This is a genomic window from bacterium (assembly GCA_016716565.1).
Taxonomy (GTDB): domain Bacteria; phylum Bacteroidota; class Ignavibacteria; order Ignavibacteriales; family Ignavibacteriaceae; genus IGN2.
In genome coordinates, this window is record JADJWC010000003.1 from 622,616 (window position 1) to 648,244 (window position 25,629).

The 25,629-nt window shown below is 37.2% G+C and carries 22 protein-coding genes and 1 pseudogene; 9 read left to right on the forward strand and 14 right to left on the reverse strand.

Annotated elements, in window-relative coordinates:
- Nucleotides 1-23 precede the first annotated feature (23 nt).
- Entirely contained in the window at nt 24-902 is an 879-nt protein-coding gene (locus IPM14_14810; GenBank protein ID MBK9099354.1) for a CHAD domain-containing protein, read from the forward strand.
- A gap of 72 nt (nt 903-974) precedes the next feature.
- On the opposite strand, the gene IPM14_14815 is transcribed toward IPM14_14810, so the two are convergent.
- A complete protein-coding gene (locus tag IPM14_14815; protein MBK9099355.1) occupies nt 975-2,072 on the reverse strand; it encodes a hypothetical protein in 1,098 nt (365 codons plus the stop codon).
- Between the two features lie 187 nt (nt 2,073-2,259).
- Here IPM14_14815 and IPM14_14820 point away from each other — a divergent pair, with 187 nt between their 5' ends.
- From IPM14_14820 to IPM14_14855, 8 genes are all read left to right on the forward strand, one after another.
- Entirely contained in the window at nt 2,260-3,192 is a 933-nt protein-coding gene (locus IPM14_14820) for an ATP-binding cassette domain-containing protein (GenBank protein MBK9099356.1), read from the forward strand.
- A 2-nt stretch (nt 3,193-3,194) separates the two neighbouring features.
- Nucleotides 3,195-3,920, forward strand: a complete 726-nt coding sequence (locus IPM14_14825) for an ABC transporter permease subunit (protein MBK9099357.1) — start codon at nt 3,195-3,197, stop codon at nt 3,918-3,920.
- A 9-nt stretch (nt 3,921-3,929) separates the two neighbouring features.
- Nucleotides 3,930-5,465 (forward strand): Gldg family protein, encoded by a 1,536-nt coding sequence (locus tag IPM14_14830; protein ID MBK9099358.1) that lies wholly within the window; start codon nt 3,930-3,932, stop codon nt 5,463-5,465.
- The gene (locus tag IPM14_14835; GenBank protein ID MBK9099359.1) at nt 5,446-6,375 is read left to right on the forward strand and encodes a DUF4340 domain-containing protein; all 930 of its coding nucleotides are present in this window, start codon (nt 5,446-5,448) and stop codon (nt 6,373-6,375) included. Before IPM14_14830 ends, IPM14_14835 begins: the two co-directional genes overlap by 20 nt.
- A 197-nt stretch (nt 6,376-6,572) precedes the next feature.
- A complete protein-coding gene (locus IPM14_14840; protein ID MBK9099360.1) occupies nt 6,573-7,136 on the forward strand; it encodes a CoA pyrophosphatase in 564 nt (187 codons plus the stop codon).
- Complete coding sequence (locus IPM14_14845) at nt 7,133-7,804, forward strand: HAD family hydrolase (GenBank protein ID MBK9099361.1); 672 nt, start codon at nt 7,133-7,135, stop codon at nt 7,802-7,804. Before IPM14_14840 ends, IPM14_14845 begins: the two co-directional genes overlap by 4 nt.
- A 50-nt stretch (nt 7,805-7,854) precedes the next feature.
- A complete protein-coding gene (locus IPM14_14850; GenBank protein ID MBK9099362.1) occupies nt 7,855-8,349 on the forward strand; it encodes a LemA family protein in 495 nt (164 codons plus the stop codon).
- Nucleotides 8,346-10,280, forward strand: a complete 1,935-nt coding sequence (locus IPM14_14855; protein MBK9099363.1) for a DUF2207 domain-containing protein — start codon at nt 8,346-8,348, stop codon at nt 10,278-10,280. The genes IPM14_14850 and IPM14_14855 overlap by 4 nt, the downstream gene beginning before the upstream one ends.
- A 229-nt stretch (nt 10,281-10,509) precedes the next feature.
- On the opposite strand, the gene IPM14_14860 is transcribed toward IPM14_14855, so the two are convergent.
- The 13 genes and pseudogenes from IPM14_14860 to IPM14_14920 form a co-directional block, all read right to left on the reverse strand.
- Complete coding sequence (locus IPM14_14860) at nt 10,510-12,201, reverse strand: OmpA family protein (protein MBK9099364.1); 1,692 nt, start codon at nt 12,199-12,201, stop codon at nt 10,510-10,512.
- 126 nt (nt 12,202-12,327) lie between these two features.
- The gene (locus IPM14_14865) at nt 12,328-13,974 is read right to left on the reverse strand and encodes a hypothetical protein (protein MBK9099365.1); all 1,647 of its coding nucleotides are present in this window, start codon (nt 13,972-13,974) and stop codon (nt 12,328-12,330) included.
- A 1-nt stretch (nt 13,975) separates the two neighbouring features.
- Nucleotides 13,976-15,640 (reverse strand): undecaprenyl/decaprenyl-phosphate alpha-N-acetylglucosaminyl 1-phosphate transferase, encoded by a 1,665-nt coding sequence (locus tag IPM14_14870; protein MBK9099366.1) that lies wholly within the window; start codon nt 15,638-15,640, stop codon nt 13,976-13,978.
- Between the two features lie 90 nt (nt 15,641-15,730).
- Nucleotides 15,731-16,759 carry a glycosyltransferase gene (locus IPM14_14875; GenBank protein MBK9099367.1) on the reverse strand — a complete coding sequence of 343 codons (1,029 nt, stop codon included), beginning with the start codon at nt 16,757-16,759 and terminating at the stop codon, nt 15,731-15,733.
- A 48-nt stretch (nt 16,760-16,807) separates the two neighbouring features.
- A pseudogene (locus IPM14_14880) lies at nt 16,808-17,187 on the reverse strand (four helix bundle protein).
- Between the two features lie 51 nt (nt 17,188-17,238).
- Nucleotides 17,239-18,978, reverse strand: a complete 1,740-nt coding sequence (locus IPM14_14885) for a carbamoyltransferase (GenBank protein ID MBK9099368.1) — start codon at nt 18,976-18,978, stop codon at nt 17,239-17,241.
- 137 nt (nt 18,979-19,115) lie between these two features.
- Nucleotides 19,116-20,513, reverse strand: a complete 1,398-nt coding sequence (locus IPM14_14890; GenBank protein ID MBK9099369.1) for a hypothetical protein — start codon at nt 20,511-20,513, stop codon at nt 19,116-19,118.
- 32 nt (nt 20,514-20,545) lie between these two features.
- Nucleotides 20,546-20,698 (reverse strand): hypothetical protein, encoded by a 153-nt coding sequence (locus IPM14_14895; GenBank protein MBK9099370.1) that lies wholly within the window; start codon nt 20,696-20,698, stop codon nt 20,546-20,548.
- Nucleotides 20,699-20,898: 200 nt separating this feature from the next.
- On the reverse strand, nt 20,899-21,165 hold the full coding sequence (locus IPM14_14900; protein MBK9099371.1) for a bacteriophage holin: 267 nt from the start codon (nt 21,163-21,165) through the stop codon (nt 20,899-20,901).
- Nucleotides 21,166-21,274: 109 nt separating this feature from the next.
- Nucleotides 21,275-22,726: an MBOAT family protein gene (locus tag IPM14_14905; protein ID MBK9099372.1), complete on the reverse strand. Its 1,452-nt coding sequence runs from the start codon at nt 22,724-22,726 to the stop codon at nt 21,275-21,277.
- Nucleotides 22,723-23,850 carry a hypothetical protein gene (locus IPM14_14910; GenBank protein ID MBK9099373.1) on the reverse strand — a complete coding sequence of 376 codons (1,128 nt, stop codon included), beginning with the start codon at nt 23,848-23,850 and terminating at the stop codon, nt 22,723-22,725. The genes IPM14_14905 and IPM14_14910 overlap by 4 nt, the downstream gene beginning before the upstream one ends.
- Nucleotides 23,851-24,633: an FkbM family methyltransferase gene (locus IPM14_14915; protein ID MBK9099374.1), complete on the reverse strand. Its 783-nt coding sequence runs from the start codon at nt 24,631-24,633 to the stop codon at nt 23,851-23,853.
- Between the two features lie 91 nt (nt 24,634-24,724).
- Entirely contained in the window at nt 24,725-25,627 is a 903-nt protein-coding gene (locus tag IPM14_14920; protein ID MBK9099375.1) for a hypothetical protein, read from the reverse strand.
- Nucleotides 25,628-25,629: the final 2 nt, after the last annotated feature.

The window sequence follows — 25,629 nt, forward strand, 5'->3', positions numbered from 1 at the left end:
TGAGCTTCGGTTTGAAGAGGATTGTGCTTGAACTAATTGACAGGTCGGTATTTAACCTGGCAAAGGGAAATGGATCATTTAATGATGATATTCACGACACGAGAAAAAATTTTAAGAAGCTAAGGACAGTTTTAAGATTGATAAGATCTGATCTTGGCGAAAAAAATTTTCGCTCCGAGAATATGTTTTACCGCGATGCCGGAAGAACTTTGTCTGATTTGAGAGACAGCACCGTACTTATTGAGACATTCGATAAGCTCATGAAAAGTTCTGAAACCGAGATGTCTAATTTTGATTTTTCAGTGTTCAGAGAATTCCTGGTAGAAAAACATAAGACAATCAGGCTGGCAAAGAGTAAAAAGAGTGCTGTCATTAATTCTCTCTCGACTGATTTAATTCTTGCACGAAGCAGGGTTTTTAATTGGCCTCTAACCGGAGATGATTTTAGGATTATAAAAAAGAACCTGCAGAAAATTTATGAGCAAGGACAGCGTTATATGTATGCGGTATTCAGCGAATCAATTAAAGCAAATGTGCATGAATGGAGAAAGAGAGTGAAAGATCTCTGGTACGCAATGAGAATACTGAGCAATATCTGGCCTGAAATCATGAGTCCGCTGGTGGCACTGCTTGGGAAATTATCCGACACACTTGGTGATGCAAATGATTTATTTCTGCTTAAAGAAAAAATAATAGCTAATCAGGTTAAGTTTAAGGATGATCAGCATACAAGAGAACTGATAAATTTTATTGACAGACGAATAATGGATTTGCTCAGAGATGCGCGTTCCATTGGGAGAAAAGTTTACTCGGAGGACTCAAAATATTTTGTTGGAAGAATGCAGAATTATTTTGAAATCTGGCGAAGCGAATATACTCCTCTGAAATATTTCTCTGTCTGATAATCAAATTATTTTAAAAAATAAAAATCCGGCTTCAAATCGAAGTCGGGTTTTTTGTTGCACACAGTCTTATTAATACCAAAAGTGAAATTGAATAACAGCCGAATTATTATTTTGGCTCGGATCTTCTATGACAAATCTGTACTGGGGTCTTATCTCGACAAAAGCATAAGGGAACCACTCGAAACCAACAATAACGTGTTGTATTTCATCACTATCAAGATCAGTGTTTGGATCAATACGGTCATAACGAAGAACCGCTTCCAGACCCATTGTTAAAACATAAGCGGCTTCTGCCATTGCGAAGTTTGATTTGGTTCCATTAGTGATCACATTATTTCCAATATCAAATTCAGCAAGAAGTGAAAACCGGTCGAGTCCAAATCCGGCAAAACCTCCATAGAAATCTGCCGTTTGGGGAACTTTAGCTGCAGCATATGAACCACCGAATAACAAACCAACTCTTCCGATTCTTGGATTAAGTTCGAGCCGTGTTGTGTATGTAGGATCTTTAGACAGAGTAAAATTATTTGCAAGATTAGAACCAGCGCTTGCTGTAAAAAATCCCCAATCACTGATATATAGACCTGCTTCAATTCCTGCTTCAGTGTAGTAAGGGGAGTAAATCAATCCCTGCCGTCCACCGGTTGACAGGAGAAACATATCGCCGCCTCTTGTGTAAGCCGTGTGATCGTCAATTCTGATTCCATAATTAGGGACAAATGATCCTGCCTTTATATATCCATTATTTGGAAGAATGTGAGCGATACCATAAGCTTCCCAGACTTGCGTAATGAAATCGTATCTCCCAAGTAAATTAATATTTTTTGCAAGCCCAACATTCGTGTAAATTGAACCGCTCATCTGTTGAAAATCAGTTCTGCTTTTTTCTTCAGAATAAAGAAACTGTGTTCTGTAATCCAGACCAAAGCTGATATTGTCACCAATTTTGGGTGTTGTTGCAAAGTCCGGGTCCCTTGGTGTAATTGCACTCATTATATTTTTCCCAAAATTCCAGCCGTCTTCATTACGCATAATTCCACCGGTTGGATTATAATGACAGTCAATACATTTATCACCAAGTCTAACGGCAAAACGGGGGAGAGAGAAAACGTTACTTACCAGCACAAGGCTGATCAGTAAAACGATCAGAAAAAGGTTTTTTATCATACTAGCTCCTTAGTGTGGATGAAGTTTAGTGTTTTAACACATTTTGGGGAGTAAAATAAAGAGTATCAATAAACATTACAAAATCATTTTTTATACGAAACATTTTTGTCAGTGAATCGTCTATGAGGCATTGAATTTATTTCAATGTGTCTTTAATTTTGTTCCCGTTCAAAAAAAGAAAATTTATATGAGTATTGTTGTAAATAACCTTACCAAAAAATTCGGTTCACAAAGAGCTGTGGATAATATTTCATTTGAAGTAAAGACAGGTGAAATACTCGGTTTCCTCGGACCAAATGGCGCAGGCAAAACCACCACTATGAAAATTCTTACCTGCTATATGGCTCCATCTGATGGTGATGCTAAAGTCAATGATTTATCAATACTGGAACATCAGAATGAAATAAAGAAAATGATAGGATATCTGCCCGAAAATAATCCGCTGTATTATGATATGCCTGTTCTTGACTATCTAAAATTTGTCGCTGAACTGCAAGGAGTTCCAAAAGATAAGATCCAGGATAAAATTACTGAAATGGTTTTTGTTTGTGGACTTAATATTGAAAAGCACAAGAAGATAGGTGAGCTGTCGAAAGGATTCAGGCAAAGAGTTGGCTTGGCGCAGGCACTAATTCACGATCCGGAAATTTTAATACTCGATGAACCCACCACAGGTCTTGATCCTAATCAAATAGTTGAAATCAGAAAATTGATAAAGGAAATTGGTAAACAGAAAACTGTAATCCTGAGTACACACATTCTACCGGAAGTTGAAGCTACCTGCGACAGAATATTAATTATCAACAAAGGGAAAATTGTAGCTGACGGTACTTCAGATATGCTTCGTAAGAGAGCCAGAGGTGAGGAAATGGTTAAGGTTCAGATTAAAGATTTTGACAGCAAGGATGTCGTTGTTAATTCATTGAAAGGATTAGATACCGTTTCGATCGTTGATTTTGTAAAAGATTCGAACGATTCTTTTCTTGTTACCAGCAAGGAAAATCAAAGTTCACGCAAAGATATTTTTAACTTATGCGTTCAAAAGAAATGGGTACTGAATGAAATGACACCTATCGAAACTAAATTAGAAGATATTTTCAGAGAACTAACTACAAACTAACTATGCAATCAATCTGGGTAATTTCAAAAAGAGAGTTTAATTCATTTTTCGATTCGCTCGTATCCTATATCTTCATCGTTGTATTTCTCGGTATCGGCGGATTTTTCACATGGCTTTTCGGATCAGATATTTTTCTGATCGGTCAGGCAACTCTTCAGCCGTTTTTCTCAATTGCGTATTTCACATTATTCTTTTTTATACCGGCATTAACAATGAGAATGATCGCTGAAGAAAAAAGAATTGGTACGATTGAGCTGCTGCTTACAAAAGCTGTCTCGGATTGGCAGGTGATACTCGGAAAATTTCTTGCCTGCCTGATATTGATCTCCGTTGCACTCGTGTTAACAATACCTTATTACATAACAGTTTGGGCTATCGGCCCGATTGACCACGGTGCAGTCTGGTGTGGTTATCTGGGAATGGTTTTAATGAGCATGGCTTACATAGCAATAGGACTTTTTGCCAGCAGCATAACAAATAATCAGATAGTATCATTTCTTCTTGCACTTTTTATCGGTGTTTTCTTCCTGATAATATTTGATGTTTTGTCAAGCTCATTTACAGGAACAATCGGTCAGCTGCTCAGCTTTTTAAGTATGTCAACACATTTCGATTCTATTTCAAGAGGAGTTATTGATTTGCGTGATGTGATTTATTTTCTTTCAATAACCTTCCTTGGATTAATACTGGCAGAAACTTCCTTATCAAAAAGAAATATTGTTGAGTAGGGAGGAGATATGCTTACAAGAAAAAAAGTTCAGACCTCGATTCTTTTAGTAATTGGAATTATCATTTTAATAAACCTGATTGTCTCCAGATTTTTCTTCAGACTTGATTATACTGCCGATCAACGCTATACATTAAGCAAAGCCACAAAAGATATTCTTGAAGAACTGGATGAACCGGTTACCATCAGTGCATATTTTTCGGAAGATCTTCCGCCAAACATCGAGCAGGTCAGACAGGATTTCCGCGATATGCTTGTTGAATACTCAAGCAATTCCGATGGCCTCATTGTGTATGAGTTCCTAAATCCGAGTGAGAACCAGGAAAGCGAAATGAAAGCCCAGCAAAGTGGTATCCAGCCGATAATGATCAACGTTCGTGAAAGAGACCAGATGAAGCAGCAGAGAGCTTATCTTGGTGCACTGGTTCAGATGGGCGACAGGAAGGAAGTTATTCCGTTTATTCAGCCGGGTGCCGCGATGGAATACGCTCTCTCGACAAATATCAAAAAGCTTTCAGTCAAAGATAAACCTGCGATTGCATTTTTACAGGGACACGGCGAAGCAACATTAGCATCAATGCCGCAATTACAGAATCAACTTTCAATACTCTATTCTGTTGAAACTGTCCAATTCACTGATTCAACCGGAGTTCCTCCAAATTATAAAACTCTTGTTGTAATTGCACCGAAGGATACAGTACCGCAGCTTCATTTTAATTATCTTGATGAATTTTTGAACAGGGGCGGAAGATTACTAGTAGCGTTAAATACTGTTGAAGGAGATTTAAGCAATGGAAGCGGCAGCAAAGTTTATACAGGATTTGAAACCTGGCTTAAGCTGAAGGGAATTGAAGTCGAGGATAATTTTGTAATAGATGCAAGCTGCAGTAATATAATGGTCCGGCAGCAGCAGGGTCCGTTTATGATGAATACACCGGTTCAATTTCCTTATCTGCCAAATATTACAAATTTTACCAAGCATCCTATTACAGATGGAATTGAATCAGTGGTATTAATTTTTGCAAGTCCAATAAGATTAACATCAACTGATACTTCAGTAGTGATGTATCCGCTTGCAGTCACTTCTGAAAAATCGGGCATACAAACTCCGCCGCTTTATTTCGATGTTATGAAGCAATGGACACTCAACGATTTTACTTTATCTTCTCTTCCGGTTGCAGTTCTTGCTGAAGGGAAATCTCCTGCGACTTCCGGATTTAAGATGGTAGTATTCAGCGATGGTGATTTTGCTGTTAATGGCGAAGGACAGAACGCACAGCAGCTTAGTGAAGATAACATCAGTCTGATGGCTAACTCTATTGACTGGCTTTCTGACGATACAGGTTTAATTGAACTCAGGACAAAGGGTGTCACAGCTCGTCCGCTCGATGCATCACTGGAAGATGGAACTAAAACTCTTCTTAAATATTTGAACTTCCTTCTGCCGATAGCATTTATAATTGTTTATGGAGTCATCCGATTCCAGATCAAAAGAAAAAAACGCAACGAACTAATGAATACAGAATATGTTTCAGACAATAAATAATAAAATACTTGGAATAATTTTCGGAGTGCTACTTCTAGCAGGACTTTTCCTTTTTCTTTTTGATGGAGGAAAAAATGAAAGAACTTTCAGGGAAGTTCTTGTCGATATCGATACTTCTAAAGTGACAGAAATACTGATTTATCCAAAATCCCAGAATCATAAAGAAGTAAAGCTATATAAAGAGAACGATGAATGGCGTGTTACTCTTCCTTCCGGGGGAAGCGCAAAAGTGCTTAATGATAGGATAAGTAATTTGTTTACTCAATTGATCACTATTAAACCTAAAAGACTTGCAGCACGTGACGAAAGTAAATGGAACGAACTTCAGGTAGACAGTACTGGCTCCCGGGTAAAAGTTTTTGAAGGTTCGAAGCAGACACTTGATCTTGTCGTCGGCAGGTTTTCATTTCAGCAGCCGAGGACGATGAATACATTCGTCAGGCTATATAACGATAAAGATGTTTATGAAGTTGACGGCTTTCTTGATATGATGTTCAACCAGGGTGCGAATATTTTCAGGGACGGAACAGTCATAAAATCTGATTTTAAAAACTGGCAGCAGCTTCAGTTTATTTATCCGGCAGATAGTTCTTTCCAGCTTGTTAACAGCAATAATGGCTGGGTAATGAATGGAATACCAACCGATTCGATGAAGACAGCTAATTATCTCACACGTCTTGCGAATCTTTCAAACAGTAATTTTGTTGACGATGTTAAAATTGATCCGACAGTTTCGCCGACATTTTCTCTGAATATCACTACGAAGGATTTACAATTCATTGAGATCAAAGGATTCAAAGATTCTACTTCGTTCCTGATTCATTCATCTCAAAATCCGGAAGCATGGTTTCATGGAAGCTCACTATCATCAACTATTTTTACAGGCAAGTCATCCTTCCTCACAAAGTAATCTTAATTGATTTCATTTCTAAAAAAATTTCAGTATTTGAAAAGAAAAATTTAGATTGAAGTTGTGAAATCAATTTTTCTTTTTGTTTATCTGTGAGCAATCTTACTCTCGAAAATATTACTTTAGCTCTTACCAACTCACCTGAAATCCTGGGCAAGGATAAATATTTTAACTCTGCTGTGCTTGTTCCATTAGTAATGATTGACGATAAATTTCATTTTCTTTTTGAGAAGCGCTCAAACCAAATCCGGCAGGGAGGGGAAGTAAGTTTTCCGGGTGGTGAATTCGATAGTAAAAAAGATCAGGGTCTGCGTCATACGGCAATACGCGAAACATCCGAAGAGCTTGGACTGTCAGCCGATAAAATCAAGATTATCGGTAAGTTCGGAACGCTTGTAGCTCCAATGGGTGTAACAGTAGATGCATTTGTTGGTATTCTCGCAATAAAAAATCTTGATGAACTTGCAATCGATGTTAATGAAGTAGAAAAAGTGTTTTTAGTTCCGGTGGAACATTTCCTGAGACAAAAACCTGAAGAGTACACAGTTAAGCTTGAAGTTCATCCTTCATACACAGATGAAAATGGAAAGAAAGTTGAATTACTTCCCGTAAGTAAGCTTGGCCTGCCTTCGAGGTATTCAAAACCATGGAAAAACGGTTTCCATCGTATACTTGTATATAACTCAACTGAAGAAGTAATCTGGGGAATAACTGCAGAAATTGTATTTGAATTATGCAGGATTATCAACTCAACTAAATGAACCAATCTTCAAAAAAGTATAATCACATTATCTGGGACTGGAACGGAACTCTCTTCAACGATGTAGAGTTGTGCGCCGGTATTATGAATTTACTGCTGACACAGGAATCATTACCTAACATATCGATCCAAAAGTATAAAGAGATATTCACATTTCCGGTTATTGAATACTATAAGATAGCTGGTCACTCTTTTGAAAAAACTTCTTTCGAAGTTCTTGGCAAGCAGTTTATGGATGAATATGAAGTAAGAAAGGGCAAGTGTGATTTATATATTGGAGTCAAAGAGTTGTTATCTGAAATACAAAAAAGAAAAATTCAGCAGCATCTTCTCTCGGCGTATGAGCAGAACAGCCTGAATAGAATTCTGAAACATTTTTCAATTGAAAATTATTTCAGGAACATAGTTGGGCTTGATAATATTTATGCCGGAGGGAAAGCACATCTCGCAAAGAAACTTGAATCAATGATCCGGGCAAATGGAAGTTCAGGTAATATTTTACTTATCGGCGATACAATTCACGACTACGAAGTTGCACGGGAAATCAATTCTGACTGTATTCTACTTTCACATGGTCATCAGGATGAGGAACGGTTATTGAAGCTTGGAATACCTGTATTAAAAAACTTTGAAGAATTAAGTATCATTCTTAAGGAAAAATTGAATTGAACATAATCCTTATTGCACTGGCTGCTGCATTAGTGATATGGGCAGTATTTATGTACAATCTTTTTATTCGTGACAGGAATCTTATCAAAGAAGCCTGGAGCGGAATTGATGTTCAGCTTAAAAGAAGACACAACCTGGTACCGAATCTTGTTGCATCGGTTCAAGGATACAGCACTCACGAAAAAACTCTGCTGGAAGATATCACTAAAAAAAGAAGTGAAGCAGTAAAATCTGAAAGCGTAAAGGATAAAGCTCCGGCTGAATCAGATCTTTCGGGAATGCTTAAAAATCTATTCATAGTTGCAGAGAACTATCCTGATCTTAAAGCAAGTGAAAACTTTCTTAATCTCCAGAACCAGCTCACTGAAATAGAAGATCAGCTTCAATATGCAAGAAGATATTATAATGGTGCTGTGAGAAACTACAATATCAGGGTCGAATCATTTCCATCGAATATCATTGCAGGTGTTTTCAGTTTTAAACAAGAAAACTTTTTTGAGATTACTCTTGCCACAGAGCGTGCGACACCCCAGGTGAAAATATGAGCAAACTGATCTTACTAATCTCACTAATTTCAATTTTAATATTCATCGGCTCATTATTTGGTCAATATGAAAATATTGAAAGGATAATATCATTTGACAGCGAGATTACGATTAATGAAGATGCTTCAATGATAGTGAGTGAGAAAATAAAAGTATTTGCTGATGGTAATAAAATCCAGAGAGGTATTTACCGAGATTTTCCAACTAAATACAAAGATCAGTACGGAAACAATGTGGTAATAAAGTTTGAAGTGCTGGAAGTTTCAAGAGACGGGAATTCAGAAGACTACCATACCGAAAATCAGACTAACGGGATAAGAGTTTATTGTGGAAGAAGCGATTATTATTTGCCACGCGGAGAATACTCATATACCATCAAATATAAAACTGATCGTCAGATTGGGTATTTCGATAACTTCGATGAACTCTACTGGAATGTAACAGGCAATGGATGGGATTTCCTGATCGAAAAGACTACTGCAACAATCAATTTGCCTGCACCGGTTTCAGGTGATGACCTGGAATTATATGGATATACCGGTTACAGTGGTGACCAGGGAAGAGACTATTCCTATGAAATATTAAGTTCTGACCGTGTCTTGTTTACTGCAACTGAAATGTTTAATCCAAATCAAGGACTGACAATTGTAGTGCAGTGGCCAAAAGGTTTGGTCTACGAACCAAGTCAGTCGGATAGAATCGGTTATTTTATAGCTGATAACATCCAGATAGTTATCGGACTTATTGGAGTTGTCGGATTGATATTGTATTATCTTTTTATCTGGTTTCGTGTGGGAAAGGACCCTGCAAAAGGATTGATTATTCCTTTATACGAACCTCCTAAAAATTTATCTCCTGCTGCTGTGCGGTTTATCTCCGAAATGGGATATGACAATAAAGTCTTCACAAGTGCAATTGTTTCACTTGCTGTAAAAGGCTATTTAAAGATTGAAGAGAACGATAAAGATTATAAGCTTGTAAAGCTCAGCGGAAGCAAAAGCCAGCTATTAGCTGATGAACAGACAGTTCTAGATAAACTATCTTTTTCAAAAAGCGGAGGCAGACAAGAGTTGGAGCTTGAGCAGAAGAATCACTCAATTCTGCAAAGTGTTATAAAAGCATTAAAGAATTCATTAAAGAACAGCTATGAAAGAAATTACTTTATAACAAACCGCCGGTATTTTATAATCGGAATAATTGTCTCGGCAGTGATACTCCTAGTTTCAATAATTGGAGGCTCAGGAGAACAAATATTTATACTGATATGGACGACATTCTGGAGCTTCGGAGTTTCTGCTCTGCTTTTCGGAGCGCACAAAGCATGGAAAGGTGTGCTCAATAAGGGTAGGGGAAAAGTAACAGCTTTAGGCGGAGCAATATTTATAACACTATTCTCGATACCCTTTCTTATTGGTGAAATAGTAGGGCTTTATTTCCTTTCCGAATTAAGCTCTCCGCTGATCATTCCGATCATTGCTATCATAGTTCTAGTTAATATTGTGTTCTACCATCTGTTAAAAGCACCGACACTGCTTGGCAGAAAGATTATGGACGGCATTGAAGGATTCAAAATGTATCTTGGAACTGCGGAAGGAGACAGTATCGCTTCAATTCAGGAACCAAATAAAACTCCAGAACTTTTCGAAGCATTTTTACCCTATGCACTGGCACTGGGAGTTGAGAACAAATGGGCAGAAAAGTTTTCTGACATATTATCAAGTATAGATGGAGAGAGAGCAGGATATAAACCCGGCTGGTATTCAGGGGCAGCCTGGAGCAGTCTGGGAGCAGCAGGATTTGCATCATCGTTGTCGGGAAGCTTCAGCTCGACCATTTCTTCATCGTCAACTGCACCGGGCTCATCATCCGGGGGCGGAGGAGGAGGTTCATCAGGTGGGGGTGGCGGTGGCGGCGGTGGTGGGGGATGGTAATCCTTAGTTAAAGTTGACTAACTTATTGTATTCTATAACTTAAGTCTATTCTTTTAATTAGTTTTCTTTTCTCAAACCAATTTTATTAGGAGTAAAGAAGACGACTGCTTTATATAAAATGCCTGCCGAATCCTTGTTATCTCTGATTAAGTGATGATCATTATAACATCGTGATATGTGAACCATCACTTAGCTCCAGGTTGTGCTCCCGATAAATGGGTATTGCAAATTATCTTTTAAGTTCTTCCTTTTTCTGTCGTGCTTCGCTTAGTGAGTTGAAATATCCCACTCGGACCCTGTACCACGTTCCATCGAGTTCAGGTAGATTTGCTTCAACTACAAATGCATTCTCACCTTTATTCCTTAATTGCAAGGCTTCTTTTTCTGCCTGACTTCTGTAGCGGAATGAAGAAACCTGGAAACAATAAGTGTTACCATCTGTGAAAATCATATTACCCACATGCTTTTCAATTGCGGGATTATAATCGCCGCTGTAACCGGTTCGCGGAAGTTCTTTTGTATCAGTACCATCCTGAAAGTTTATTTCAACCCGGCGGTTTTGAGATCTTCCAAATTCCGTACTATTATCCGCTACCGCGTATTCCGGACCAAATCCTTTAACGATTAATCTTGATCTATTAATACCATTTAAGACAAGATAATCTGCAACCGATTCCGCACGTTCGTATGAAAGTTCCTTATTAAGTGAGAGAGAACCTGTATTATCTGTATAACCGCTTATTTGCCAGAATGTATCGGGATGTTTTTTCATAACTGCAATCATCTTCTCCAATTCGGATCTGGCACCAGGTAGAAGTAATGATTTTCCAGTTTCAAAATTTACCCCGGAGCTTAATACCATTGATGTTATTTCGGGTAGTTCGGCTTTTGTGGATTCAATCGGACAACCCATCTTGTTTACTTCTGTGCCAGGCGGAGTATCAGGACAGTTATCCCGGAAATCCGGAACTCCGTCACCATCGCTGTCTTCAGGGCAGCCTCTTTTATCAACTTGCACACCCTCAGGTGTATCCTTGCAGAGGTCGAGGTAATCGGGAATACCATCATCATCTGAATCAACAGGACATCCATCCACATCTACCGGAATATTTGCGGGAGTATCAGAACATTGATCCAGATAATCCGGTACACCGTCTCTGTCATTGTCAACGGGGCAGCCGAACTGATCAACAATCACATTAGGTCCTGTATTCGGGCATAGATCATCCTCATCGGCAACACCATCGGAGTCAGAATCTTTCACACCAAAAAAGTAAACTGTAAGTCCACCAAATGCAGAAAAGAAAATATCATTGTCCGACCCGATAACAACATCATCGAGATTATCCACATCTACATAGTTCATATTGAAACCTAAATTCAGAGATACATCATCCGAAACCAGGAATTTAAAACCAGCTTCACCAATTAGTGAAAATTCATGCTTTGAATATTTTTTCTGACTGTTCCTTAATAACTGTTCACCGGAAGGATCTTTGGGGTTAAAATAGAGGTAAGCTGCACCTGCATAAGCATAAGGCATTACCACATCTGAAATTCTTAGGATAAATTCTGCGCCACCACCAAGCGAAAGCCACGAAGTTTTGAATGCAACAAGATCAGGACGCGTTACCGTTGCACCACCCGAACCTTCAATATATCCGATGGCAGCGTGTCCTTTCAATCCCCATACGCCGAATTGCGTGCTTGGAAATAAATACTCGCTTGTTAACCTGCCAAAATAGCTCACTTTATTATCAGCAAAATCTGTCAGAGCGAGAGTCGGACCTCCTTCAAGCGAGAATGCAAGCTTCCCCGAAAGAGGATGATATTCTTTTATCCCGAAGTTTTGTGCAGGAAGGCTGATGGAAAACAGAATCAGAAAAAAAATAATTACAGAGAATGGTGTCTGCGGCTTCATTGAACATCCCATAGTTATTGAAGTAGATGAAGTTTGTAGTAATTGATATATGCCCTCAAATAAAGAACTTAAATCCGGTTATCAAATTAAGCTCTTAAGTTTTTCTAAACAATAAGTAAGAACTCTTTACATTCCATAAAATACAGCAAATCCGAAATTGTTAATTGAGCCAAGCATAAATTCTTGTGTCCGCCCTTGTTCTTCGTCTGAAATATCCGCATAGTTATAGTAACCCTTAACGAAAAGATTATGCACAGGCTGCCAGGTGATTTCAAGATTAAATACTTTGTCTGTTCTCCGTGCGCCATATAAAGTCGACGGATAAGGAAGCTGATACTGCTGTTCCGGAAGTTCGGTCTGTCCTTTCCTGAAATACCAGCCGGATAACTTAGCATACAAACCTCTTAAAATATTCTGCCTGTAAGATGCGTAAAAGATATCCGAATTGCTTCCTACCCAGTGGCCAAGCTGATACTTATGACTGTCATAAGTATGGGCATCATTTGAATTAGTATAAACAAAAGGCTGCATCCTTGTGTATTCCAAGACCAAACCTGAATTTGGAATAATTAGATCTGAAAACTCAGTACCTATTGTGTAACCGATCGATGATAAATTCTCACCTTCCAAAACTTTCTCGATTGACAACTCATCGATGAATACTGAACCATAAACTTTGCTGTTAATTGGAGATATTCTGTAAGATGCGTCTGCAAATAACTGAGCATTGTCGCCGGTATTTGAACTGCTCGATAAATAGTGATCAGCTAAACGGAAGAACATTACAGGGATAAGGTACACCGGCTCAACATTATCACTGTAAACGATCGACTCGCCAATTGATAAAGAGAGATCTTCAGCGATGTAGAATGATAGCAGATGCGATGCGATATATTTGGGTATGTCCGAAATACTTTCTCTGCCCTCAACGCTGGTAGAACGGTAAGTTGATGAATCCGGTACATCCGATTTAAGAAATCCATGGAAGTAAATAAAATTCAACCAGTGAACGGGACGGAAATCAAGTCTTATCATCGGAAAGCTCGGAGCTTTGGATGAATTGATTATCTGTCCGGCTCTCCCATTCCCGATATTTACGGCATATTTACCAAGCGATAAATTCCCGCTGTTCCATCCATAATTCACCTGTGCATTGACAACACTGTATTGAATGCTGTTGTCAGTATTCTTCGAGATATTAATTCCTGTTTCAGGAACATTAACTTTCCGATCGTCAATATTATCACCACTTTCAAGGTTATCACGAAAATCAAGCGAGTAACCCCAGTTATCTGAATAGTAACCAAAGAATTCAAGACCATTCCATCGATGTGAATAACCTGAACCCCATCGGTTACCGATTTCAATCCCTAGTATAGGATCAAGGTTAAAGCTGAATAATGAATCCCTGTAGTTAAAAAGTCTGAATCTATCCGTTTGACCAGAAGTAAAAAACTCAGTCCTCGGAAGATTCAATTTACCGGCATCGCTTATAAAAGAAATTTCATCAGCATATTCTCTACAGTAAAATTCAATCTCCTTTAAATCAAGCCCAGTTAAATTTTTCCTTTCCGATAGTGCTTCCAATAAATAAGTAGCTATGTCCTTTCTCGGAATTGGTTTTATTTCTGAATGATATTCTATAACACCCTTTATAAAAAGTCTTTCCAGCAGATTATAAATATCAGAACTCACAGGCTGGTAAACCGTCTGAGCAAACGATTCAATCCAAATCACAGCAGCAAATAAAAAGAGACTAACTGATTTCATCATATTAATGAATCAAAAATATAACTTGTGATAAAATTACAAATACAAATGATCCGGTGAATAAATAAAATCTGAACTTAGGTTGAATGTTTATAATCACTTTGTAGAAAGCATAAATAAGAAAACTTCTGAAAATTGTATCTGAAATCAAATAGGATTTGGAAACAGGAATAAGACTTGACGTAATCGATAATAAAATAATAATCAGAATAATTATTAAATCAAGCGCTGTGAAGAATGACGACTCCTGCTTGAGTATCCTGTCTTTGAATATCAGGAAGAAGCCGACAGTCGGAAGCAATATGCTTACGATGAGTAAATGATAAGTTAAATTTCCAAAAACCGGCAGGTACGAAATATCGACATACAGGACGTTATGTGTCTGGTTAAGGATAAAGAAGATTAAAATGTTGAAGAAAACTATTATATCTGTGATCAGCTTGTTCCGCTGGTAGTTCAGTACTGCAAAAACCAGAAGAAGGCCGATGATAATAAAAGAGGGGATTAAGAACTCTGCGATGGGGCCATCTTCACCAATCAACAAAAAAATGAAAAAATAAAGCAGCATTAATCCGACTACAGGAAGCACGCCAATCCTGTAATAGTTAATTAGAAACTGCGGGAACTTGTTAACTGCTCTTCCGTAAACCACAAGCTTCTCTCTCTGAATGATAAACTGAAGAATCCTGTTTGCAAAGAGAAGAGGGAATATCATCACTGCAAATAATATCATACCCCATAATTGTGAATAGAACAGGTAGATAATTGCACACCCTGCAAAGAATAAAGAATATATCGTAATGATAAATACAGTAGTGGAATGAGTTATATTCTGACTGTAGACTATGTGATGTAAATGAGTCCTGTCAGCCGCAAACGGGTGCTTGCCTTTAATAATCCGTAAGAAAAAAACTTTTATTGTATCAACTATTGGGACAGCCAGAACTATCACAGGGAAAGTAAGATCTAGAACACCGCTCGACTTATCTGTAGCCACAATCAGAACTGCGCTCACTACCAGGTAGCCAAGCAGGAATGAACCTGAATCTCCTAAAAATATCCTTGCGGGGAAAGTGTTATATTTAAGAAACCCTAATACACAGCCCGCAACCGATGCAAGCATCACTAGTAAAAATGTATCCATTAAATTCAGACTGATAAAGAACAGCAGGATAAATACCAGCATTGAAATACCTGAAACCAATCCATCAAGTCCATCGAGGAGATTGAATGCATTAATAGTTCCGACAATAAAAAAAGCAAGAACAATTATTCCGGGGATAATTGAGAATTCCAAAGTGAATAAAGTGAAGGAAGATAAATCAGGTAAAAGGAAGACTATTAATAAAGCAGCCGCTACTGTCTGGTATACAAATTTCAAAAGCCAGCCCGTGCCGAGTAAATCATCATAAGCACCGAGTGTGAAAATTATAATCGCTCCGAAGAGGTAGTATTTAATTGAATTAATATCGCTGTAGAAAATAAAAACAGAAGAAAGAAAAACAAGGAAGATAAGCAGGCCGCCCATTCGGGGAACAGGTGTGGAATGTAATTTCCTATTACCGTCAGGTAAGTCAACTACTTTTATCCTGTTGAACAGATCAATAAAGTATGGAGTCAGGAATATTGTGCCTACAAGAGTTGCAAAAAATATTATCAGGTATTGCATTAAATCTAACTATGATTTAGAGTTTTCACTTAGCAAAATTAAAGATTAATATGTAATTAAATCCACAAAGAGAACAATATTGTAAAGAAATCAGGACAAATCACGAGCCAGAAACTGGGGGAGCTTTCTCAGGTTCTTACTGATTAAAGTCAATACCGGGAAAGTAATTCCGTTAATCTTCATTGCAAGATAGTCTTCTTTACTTTTCTGTAAAATATTCTTAAGGCTCTTATTGCTTGCACCGCCGATGGTCATTAAGTAGGTTGTAAATGCTAGGTAGTGAGTAGTGATTTTGTGCTTATACAGAAGTCGTAATATCATTTCATAATCAGCGGCAATTTTCATATCCGTTCTGTAGTAACCGTACTTTTCGAAAATTTCTTTTCTGATAAACAATGTCGGGTGAGGGGGCATCCAGCCTTTGCGCAGCAGGTTATCAGTAATCAGTGAATGGTGAGCAGAAGTTGTCATTCCGGACGAGCCTGCTCGCCTCTGGCGAGATCCGGAATCCACTCTCTTACTATGAGATCTCCAGTATCTTATCGTTGAGTAGGTAGTGGGTAGTTGATGGTTGGTGGTTGTCGATTCACTACCTTCTGACTTTTGATCCCGCATCAAGTTCGGGACAAGCTTTTGAACATCGGACTTATGTTTAACATAAACAAGATCAGAATAAACGGCATCGATAGTTGGTAGCCTGCCTGGCCGGTAGGCAGGTTGGTAGTTGGTGGTTGGTTGGTTAAATGCTAGAGCATATTTTTCAATCACATTTTCATCAGCATAAAGATCATCTGAATGAAGGAGTCCGATTACATCACCTGTTGCCAATTTAATTCCCTTATTGATTGCATCGTAAATACCAGAATCAGCTTCGCTAATAGTAAGTAGTGAGTAGTGAGTAGTGTGTGGTAGTTGGTTGTGGGTAGCAGGTTCGCTGTCATCCTGAGCTGACCGCAGGTCATCCTGAACTTGTTTCAGGATCTTAACCGACCCATCGTCCGAACCGCCGTCAACAATAATATGCTCAACATTTTTGTATGTCTGATTCCGTACACATTCAATCGCACGGAGAAGTCCGGGTTTGTTGTTCTTCGTTGCTGTAATAATTGAGAAACGCATAGTTAGCAAGTAATTAGTAAATAGTATGTAGTATGTAGATAGAAATTTTCAGTAACAAAATTTCTCCGGTGTATTAATCATACTATTTAACATCTTCGAAACTTCAATGTATCGATAAAGTAAGTATGGCTTTCTTCATTTATATATTTATGATCTTTTGAAAAATCCATCCAGACAGTTGTTTCCGAAGCCTCACCATCTGCATCGATTAATTTGCTTACAAAAGATTTAGGATATCTCCTTCTGCTCCAGGCTTCAGATATATTAGTTGGTACTGACCTTGACGATCGCCTTATTTGATCAACTAACGAATACTTCTCTTCTTTAGGGAATGTGGTGGTCAATTCAAATATTTCGACAGATAATTTATAGGAAAGCTGATAAACAATTAAATCCCTAAATCCTCGATAATCCTTTTTATCCTTCATACGATTTCTTACCTTTTTTCTGTTTTCTAATTACTCTTTACTAACTACTATTTACTCCTTACTATTTCTAACTACAATACAATTTCCCAAAACAATCGCATCCATTTCTGTTCTTAAGAAACAATCAATCGCTTCCTTCGGATGATTAACTATCGGTTCATTTTCGTTGAAGGATGTATTAAGCAAAATCGGGAGCCCTGTCTTCTCTCTGAATTTATCTATCAATGCATAATACTTTGGGGAGACATCTTTGTGTACTGTCTGCAATCTTCCGCTGCCATCCACATGAGTAACTGCAGGCAGTCCGCTTCTTTTTTCAGGACGAATGGGAAATACTTTCTCCATAAAATAAACATCATCTTCCTGTGCGAAGTATTCACTTACATACTCACGAAGAATTGATGGTGCAAACGGACGGAAAGATTCTCTTCTTTTAATTTTAGAGTTAATCAGATCTTTTGCATCTGGTCGACCTGGATGAACAAGTACAGATCTGTTACCAAGAGCTCTCGGTCCGAATTCAGTTCTTCCTTGGAACCATCCGATCACAGCACCATTAGCGAGCATTTCAGCAGTCGCTTCAATTGTTTCGGCATCGGAAGCATAACGCTTGTAATTTACTTTTGATGCTTTTAATTCTTGTTCAATTTCATCATCGGAATATTGAGCGCCAAGGTAAGCATCACGAACAAAATATTTTCTTTCCATTCCCAGATTCTGATGAAACTGCCAGAGAGCTGAACCGATTGCTGTTCCTGCATCATAACCGGCAGAAGGTATGTATATATTTTCAAAATCGGTAAGCTGAAGAACTTTTCCATTTGCTACAGAGTTCTGTGCAACACCGCCTGCAATGCAGATATTTTTTAATCCGGTTCTTTTCTGTAGATGATTCAGCACATGGAATATCACATCCTCGCAATGCTTCTGAACAGATGCAGCCATATCTTTATGGTATTGAGTTAACGGCTCGTCTTTATCACGGGGCTGACCGAATTCTTTTATTACTTTATCGGAATAAATTCTTCCAATGAATGGTGCGCCGTTATCCCATGTCATTGCAACACCTTCAGTTGAGTGAATGAAATAACTTTCATCCAGCTCAAAGAGTCCGTTATCTTTTAACTTCACAATATTTTTAAGTTTGTCTACGTACTTTGGTTCGCCATAAGGAGCGAGACCCATCACTTTGTATTCATCACCGTACCATGGGAAACCAAGGAACTGTGTAAATGCTGTATAGAATACACCAAGTGAATGCGGGTAAGTTACAGATTCCAGCACCTCTATTTTATTTCCTTTGCCGGTTGCGATCATTGTTGAAGAAAAATCACCGAAGCCGTCAATCGAAAGTATAGCTGCTTCATCAAAAGGGGAGACGAAAAAAGCTGAAGCTAGATGAGAACGATGATGCTCTATATTTTTTATCTCAGCCCTAATATCACTTTCACTTACACCGAGACCTTTAGCCAATTCAGATTTAAGTGAAGTTACTTTCTTAATGTTAGCTACTCTGTCTTTAATGAACTGAAAGTTTGCAAGCTTCTTTAATGACCTAACGATCTTCTTTCCAAGATGTGCTGAAGGATTTCTTCCGATAGTTATGTAATCAACATCACCGATTGTAATACCTGCATCGTTCAGACAGAACTTAATAGACTCGGAAGGGAAGCCTGCCCAGTGTTTAATTCTTCTTATTCGTTCTTCTTCAATCGCATTAATTATTTTACCGTCCTTCATCAGGCAGGCAGACGAATCACCGTGGTATGCGTTTAAGCCGAGAATGTACAATATGTTTCTCCGTTGTTTTTTATTATCGAAATTTATGAATAAAACTTTTTATCGCCATATGGGGAGGTGAGTAAGTTGTGGTTAGTAAGTAGTGAATAGTACAAAGTAAGAAGTGAGAAGTAATAAGGATTGTGCAATTAATTATTAAAACCTTTTCGCACATAACATATCGTTCTGCCATCACCAATATCTTCAGCATAAACCTTCCAGCTAGTATCAAGATATTCTTTACTAAATAGTACCGGAACGAAATCTTTCCATTCCATTAAAATATCAATATTCAATTTGTCAATGTAGTTTTCAATTCCTCCTGAAGAGAAACTTCTTAAAGCTTCATTATCCATTTTTCCATCAAGATTATATACATTGTCGTGGAAGTAACCAAGTATTCCCGTCTGAAAAGCTGCGATGCGATGTTCACTTGTAAAATTATGTTCAACAAATTCCAATCTGACAGAAAATGCTCTTGCCGATTTACCGGAATGCAGATAAAGATAAGCTTGAATAGCGAAAAACATTATGATGAGTAATAGTAATGCTTCATGGTACTTCCTGATTTTTTCTAATAATTTAGCGAAGAAGACAACAAGAAGAGGAAAGGACAGAACCATTATAAACGCCGAATACCTGAAGTAAAAATGCGGTGCACTGGAAAAGAAGAAATAAATTACCAGCAAAACTGCAAATGAAATTGCTATTGCTGTAACGACCTTTACTGTTTCTGGTTTTATTATCTGACTGTTGTACTTTTTATGATAAATATAAACCACTGCAAGATATGCAAGTCCAAGAGGGAACATCAGCCAAACAAGAATGTTGCCTGTAAACAGGAAAGGAGTTGTATGCTGAATGATAGAAGAAAAATACTGCTCAAGCTTGTATGGCAAATCAAAAAAAGGAAACAAAGCAGTCTGACTTCTTGCTGATGACTGCATTAAATTTCCTGTTACATCCCAAACGTAAAGCTGCCATGGCAGATAAATAAGAAGTGCAATAATAATTATAATTACAAGTTGAGTTACTTTTAGTTTTTTAGAGAATAAAAGTAAAATGTAAAAAGTAAATAGTATTATCAGCGAATCAAGCCTGCACAGAAGCAGCAGTCCTGTAAGTATTCCTATCTGCAATATCTGTTTAATGTTTAGCTCAGTTTCTTTTTGCTTCAACCAGCATAAAAAGAAGATAGATAATAGTACTAAATACAATCCTGTTTCAAGACCGTTGGCAAAGTTTAAGAGAACTTTAAAGTTGAGCAGCACAACGCACACTGAAATTAAAAAGTACAATCCTTTATCCGGCGCATTTGATATTGACAATGCGAGTCTGTAAATCACAAATGTAAATAACACCTGTAGAAATGCAGAAAATATAATAGCTGCACGCGCCAGGTCATATTTATCACCGCCAAAACTTTGTATAGCATAAGCGGGAATTGAATAAAGCAAAGTTCCAAGAGGTTGCACACCTGTAGTACTTATATCATTATTGTACGTAAAACCTTTACCATCTGCTATATTCCAGGCGACAGTGAACATATAGTACCCATCTTCGGTAAGGGGTTTATCTGTTAGATATGGAAAGAAACCATTTCCGGTCTTCGCTGGCGAGTACCTTCCATCGATCCTAATGCAAGGATAAAAGAATAGATGAGAAAGAGGATTGCCAGCAGCCAGCTTAATAAAAAGTATTTATCCGTAAGAAATCTTCGGTTAGATATCATTCAAATTCAAAATTCTAAAGGCACAAGAACACAGTAAGCAGTAATTAGTAAATAGTAATCGGTAAATAGTAATCAGTAAATAGTAATTAGTAACCAGTAAATAGCAATCAGAAAATCTTTCTACTACCTACTCACCACTAACTACTTACTGCTAAAAGCTACTCGCTACTCAACAACTACCTACTAGCTCCTAACTCCTCTCACGCTGCCTTACGCTTGAACAACTTATTTCCCAAATTATAAAACCACGCTATAAGCACTCCGGTTATAAACCCATCCACAAAGCCCCAGATGAATCCGATTATGCCTCCCACGAAGCTGAATGTGTAACCAAAATAAAATGCTCCAAGTAGTGAGATAGTATTTCCCGGTGTTCCCCAATACAGCAGCCACCACGTGCCTAGCATTACTGCCAATCCCCACAACAATCCCAGCGCAAATCCAAGATTTCTTTTACGAAGTTCCATTTTACCCTCCCGAACTTATGAATGAAATAGTTAACGTGGTATTAATTTCCAAAATTCTTTAACCAATAACAAAATTTCACTATCTACCTATTTTGTTTACATCAAACGCTTAGAACTGAAAATATATAAACTGATTAATCGGTCTTAAGAAAGTAAAAACCAGAATAATAATAATCACCAGTTGTACTGTTTCTATCACCGGGTAAATTATTTTTCTCGACTGAAGCCACGGGTTAAATTTCTTTGAAACAAAAAAAGATATAATTACAGATAGCATAAGTACACCTGTAATCAAATAAGTATTTTCTCTTAAGCCAAGAAAACTATAAGCAGAAGGAGTAAACACTTTGCCAAGCATTACAAATGTATCGTTGAGGTTATGGGTGCGGAAGGGAATCCACGCCAGCATTGAAAATGATAATGTGAACATCCAGCCAATAACACCTTTAACATTCTTTGAAATCTTAAGTTTCATTTTAGATGTTATTCTATAAGCTATAAGCAATACAGCATGCCAAAACCCCCAAAATACAAAAGTCCAGTTGGCACCATGCCAAAGACCGCATAACAAGAAAGTCACAAGAATTGCTGATCCGTAAACAATTATATCCGATCGTAATCCTAAATATTTTTTATCGGAAAATTTTCTTGAGAGGGGATAAGCCAATGGAAGAAACACATAATCTCTGAACCAGGTAGATAATGATATATGCCATCGGTTCCAGAATTCTTTTGGTGACGGCGCCAGATATGGATAATGAAAATTCTCAGGAAATGATATACCGAGCATCTTTGCACTACCGATCGCAATGTGTGAGTAAGCGCTGAAGTCAAAATAAATTTGAAGACCAAATAGAAATGCCATCGTCCATACATCTATAGCACTTAAAAAGTTAATTTGCTGTGCAAAACTATCATCAACCAGAGGGGCAATATTATCTGCGAACACGACCTTCAGGAATAAACCATACAGCACTCTTCTCAAACCAATACTTAAATTACCCAGGTCAAAAATCCTTTTTACTTTTAACTGATCAATAACCTGTCCGGCTCTTAATATTGGACCAGCAACCAGCTGTGGGAAAAATGAAATGTAAGTTGCATATACTACAAAATTTCTTTCTGGCATTATTGTATTACGATACACGTCTATAGCGTAACTCAATGTCTGAAATGTATAAAAGCTTATACCCAGTGGTAAGATGATATTGAAATAAGGAATACTCACATCTGTCCCAAAAAGACTGGCAGCAGAATTAAGATTGTCGATGATAAAGAACAGATATTTGAAGTAAGCTAAAAGTCCAAGATTAATAACAAAGCTTAATAAGAGGTAAAATTTCTTTTGCGATTTTTTTGATACTGCATTTATTTGAATACCTGCCAAATAACTTACCAGAGTACTAATTATAAGCAGAGATAAAAATTCCCATCGCCAGAAACCATAGAACAAATAGCTGCTGACGAATAACAGGTAGACACGACCTTTTTGCGGAAGAACCCAGTAAAGTGATACTACGATTATTAAAAAAATCAGGAAGGTTACTGAGTTAAATATCACCGTTGGCTCCAGTCATTTAATAATCTGATATTTCTCCATAAAGAATCAGCTAAAATTTTATGCCCCGCAGACTGGAAATGCATAAAGTCCAGTTCCTTCTCACCACCAAACGTTGTGGCATCCTTTGTTCCCCAGAATTTTGCGGGGACTATACTTTCAAAATTGAATAAAACATTATCAGTGGAAGTATTTAATGAATCCAAACTTATTTTAAAGTTTTCATACTCATTTATGTCATATGGTAATGCTACGTCATTACGAATAGGCAGAATGTATGAATAAGTTTTAATGTTAGATGCATTAGCAGCTGAATAAATCGCGGAAAGAGCCAGCATATTATCATGATAACGGCTCTTTATCATCTTTCTTACTGAAGATGGATTTATGTTGAAAACATTGTTTCTTAAAAGATACAACTGATTAAATAGATGTCCTCTTATTTGAGGTCTTGAATTCCACAATTCCACATTGTTATTGAGCCAATTATTTAACCTTATTTCGGTGTATTCCTGAACTGTTTCATTCAATGCCGCAAGATCATCCGGTTCTGAAAGATGCTGTGAGTTATTATTCAGTATCTTTAAACCGGTTTGTGTATTGCCAAGTGCTTTAATCGTTCCCGCATCGCTGAATATTCCTGCAAGATCATGCCTTATGCTTGCTTCTCTTAAATCGTCAAAGCAGATACCAAGAATTAATTCTTTAACCGGAAGAATTGATTTCAGGTATTCAAACAACAGATAGTGTTCCTGCAGATTTGCATTTGGCAGGCTGAAAGCTAAAAGATCAAAATCTGTATTCTTAAGATAATTGTAGAAGTAACCGGGTGAAGTATTATCACCTTCTTTGAATTGGTTAATACCGTGAAGCTGAGAATTTCCTAGCCACAGGATCAAATCTTTTTGCCCTCTGCTTTTCCATCCTTCAATAAAACTGTCAAGACTGTCAAGTCCGGCAATATGAATTGGATGACTGCTGATACGGGGGAAAAACGATGATGTTTCCACACCTAATGCAAGCTCTTCAAATTTTGTCTTCTCCGTTTTGCCAAAAAATAATTGGAGGAAGACAAATGATAATATTACTGAAGCTAAAATTGTTGTTACGGAAGTTTTTTTACTCAACTAAATATTCCTTCTAGCTGATAAAATACACCCATCTTTATCATTTCTGATCGGACCAATTTCAAAGCCAAGCTCTTGTAATCTTGAAATAAATTTCTTTCTGTCACCAGCGTGATCGTGAATCTCAATTGCAAGCTGTTTTGTTATTTCCAGCAGGGAAGTATCGTTTATAAAATCAAATTCGCTTCCTTCAATATCACATTTCAGGAAATCAATGCTTTGCAGATTGTTCAATTCAATAAATTTCTGTTGAGAGATAAATTCTGCACCAAATATCTCTGAACTTTTTAACATTTCCATTTGTGTTTCTGAGGATGATCCTATAAAATATCTTTGCAATGTAACCCGGGTTGTAAAATTATTTAATTCAATCTGACGCAAAAATAATCTATTAAACTCAGCATTAGGTTCTACTGCAATCACTTTGCAGCTTCTACTGTTAGAAAGAGCCTGCATTGTAAAACTTCCAACGTTTGCACCAAGATCCACTAATATTCCTTCATCAGGAATTATGACAAAATCATCTTTCAAATAAACTTTGCGAACCCAGATTTCCCTAATGCTGCTGAATACCTGCCCGCCACTAAGCTTAACTTTTCCGTAATTTCCATTAACACTGATCGGTCCTTCACCAAATAACCTGTCTGCTGGCTGAAGATTTCTTTCTCTTATACATTTGGGTAACGTGATGAAAACAAATATTAACCACTTGATCGCAGCATACATACTGCAAATATTCTTAATGCCTTTTAAATCAATAAATATTTGGTTTATGAAGCTCAAAAGATCTTTTCACATCATAATGTTTATTAATGATTGAAGAATATCCAGGAATATTACACACAGATACAAATTAACTCACTTAATTTAATAATCATTGTTTATCAATATCATTTAATGATTGGTATTCCTGTAATAGCTCCGAAATAATAACTGAACCTCTTTGCGAAACGTGAACACCATCCGGGATATAACAATCAATTGGTAAAGAAAATGTGCTTAAGTCAACCAACTTTATTTTTTTTGATTCTTTTAGTTCATTGTACTTTTTACGGAAAACATCCGGTATACGCTCTCTATAATATGGGTGAAGGGGAGTTGATAAAAAGATTAATTCTATTTTATTTTCTTTGCAAAGAGCTATAATCCTATCCAAATAATCTAAATTTATGTTTGAATATCCATTCACTTTACCATTAGAGTAGTACTGATCTGCTAACTTCTTATTCATTTCCTCTTCCGATGCACTAACATTTTTGAAGTTATTAATATATCCCTCATGTTCAATTTTTAGAAGCTTTGATATATCTGAGGTGAAAATCTTCTTTAAATAAATAATAGGCTGATGTGCATTCCAGGTTAAACATTTGATTCGTTCTGCAATGGGAAGTACAAAAAAGAAGCCCGATGTTACATTAACTGAATGCTTCCCGTTTATATAATCATCGTAGTAATTGGAAAAATTATGATAGCTAAAACCCAAATAGATTCGTTTGATTTGAGGGTTTGATGAAAGATACCGTCTTAGTTTGTAGTAAGAATAATAATAGGATTCAGCCGTTGAAGATATATTTATGCTATTTTCAATTAATCTATCATCAATCGCAGTTTGAATATGCGAATCACCAATGAATACAGTATTAATGTTACTGTTTAGTCTAACTTCATTTAAGAACAATTCGTGATAAAGATTAAGAAGAATGAAGGCAGCAATAACTATCGATAATAGAAATGAGAAAAAAAGTATAGTCTTCTTTATGAAGATTTTTAGTGTCATCG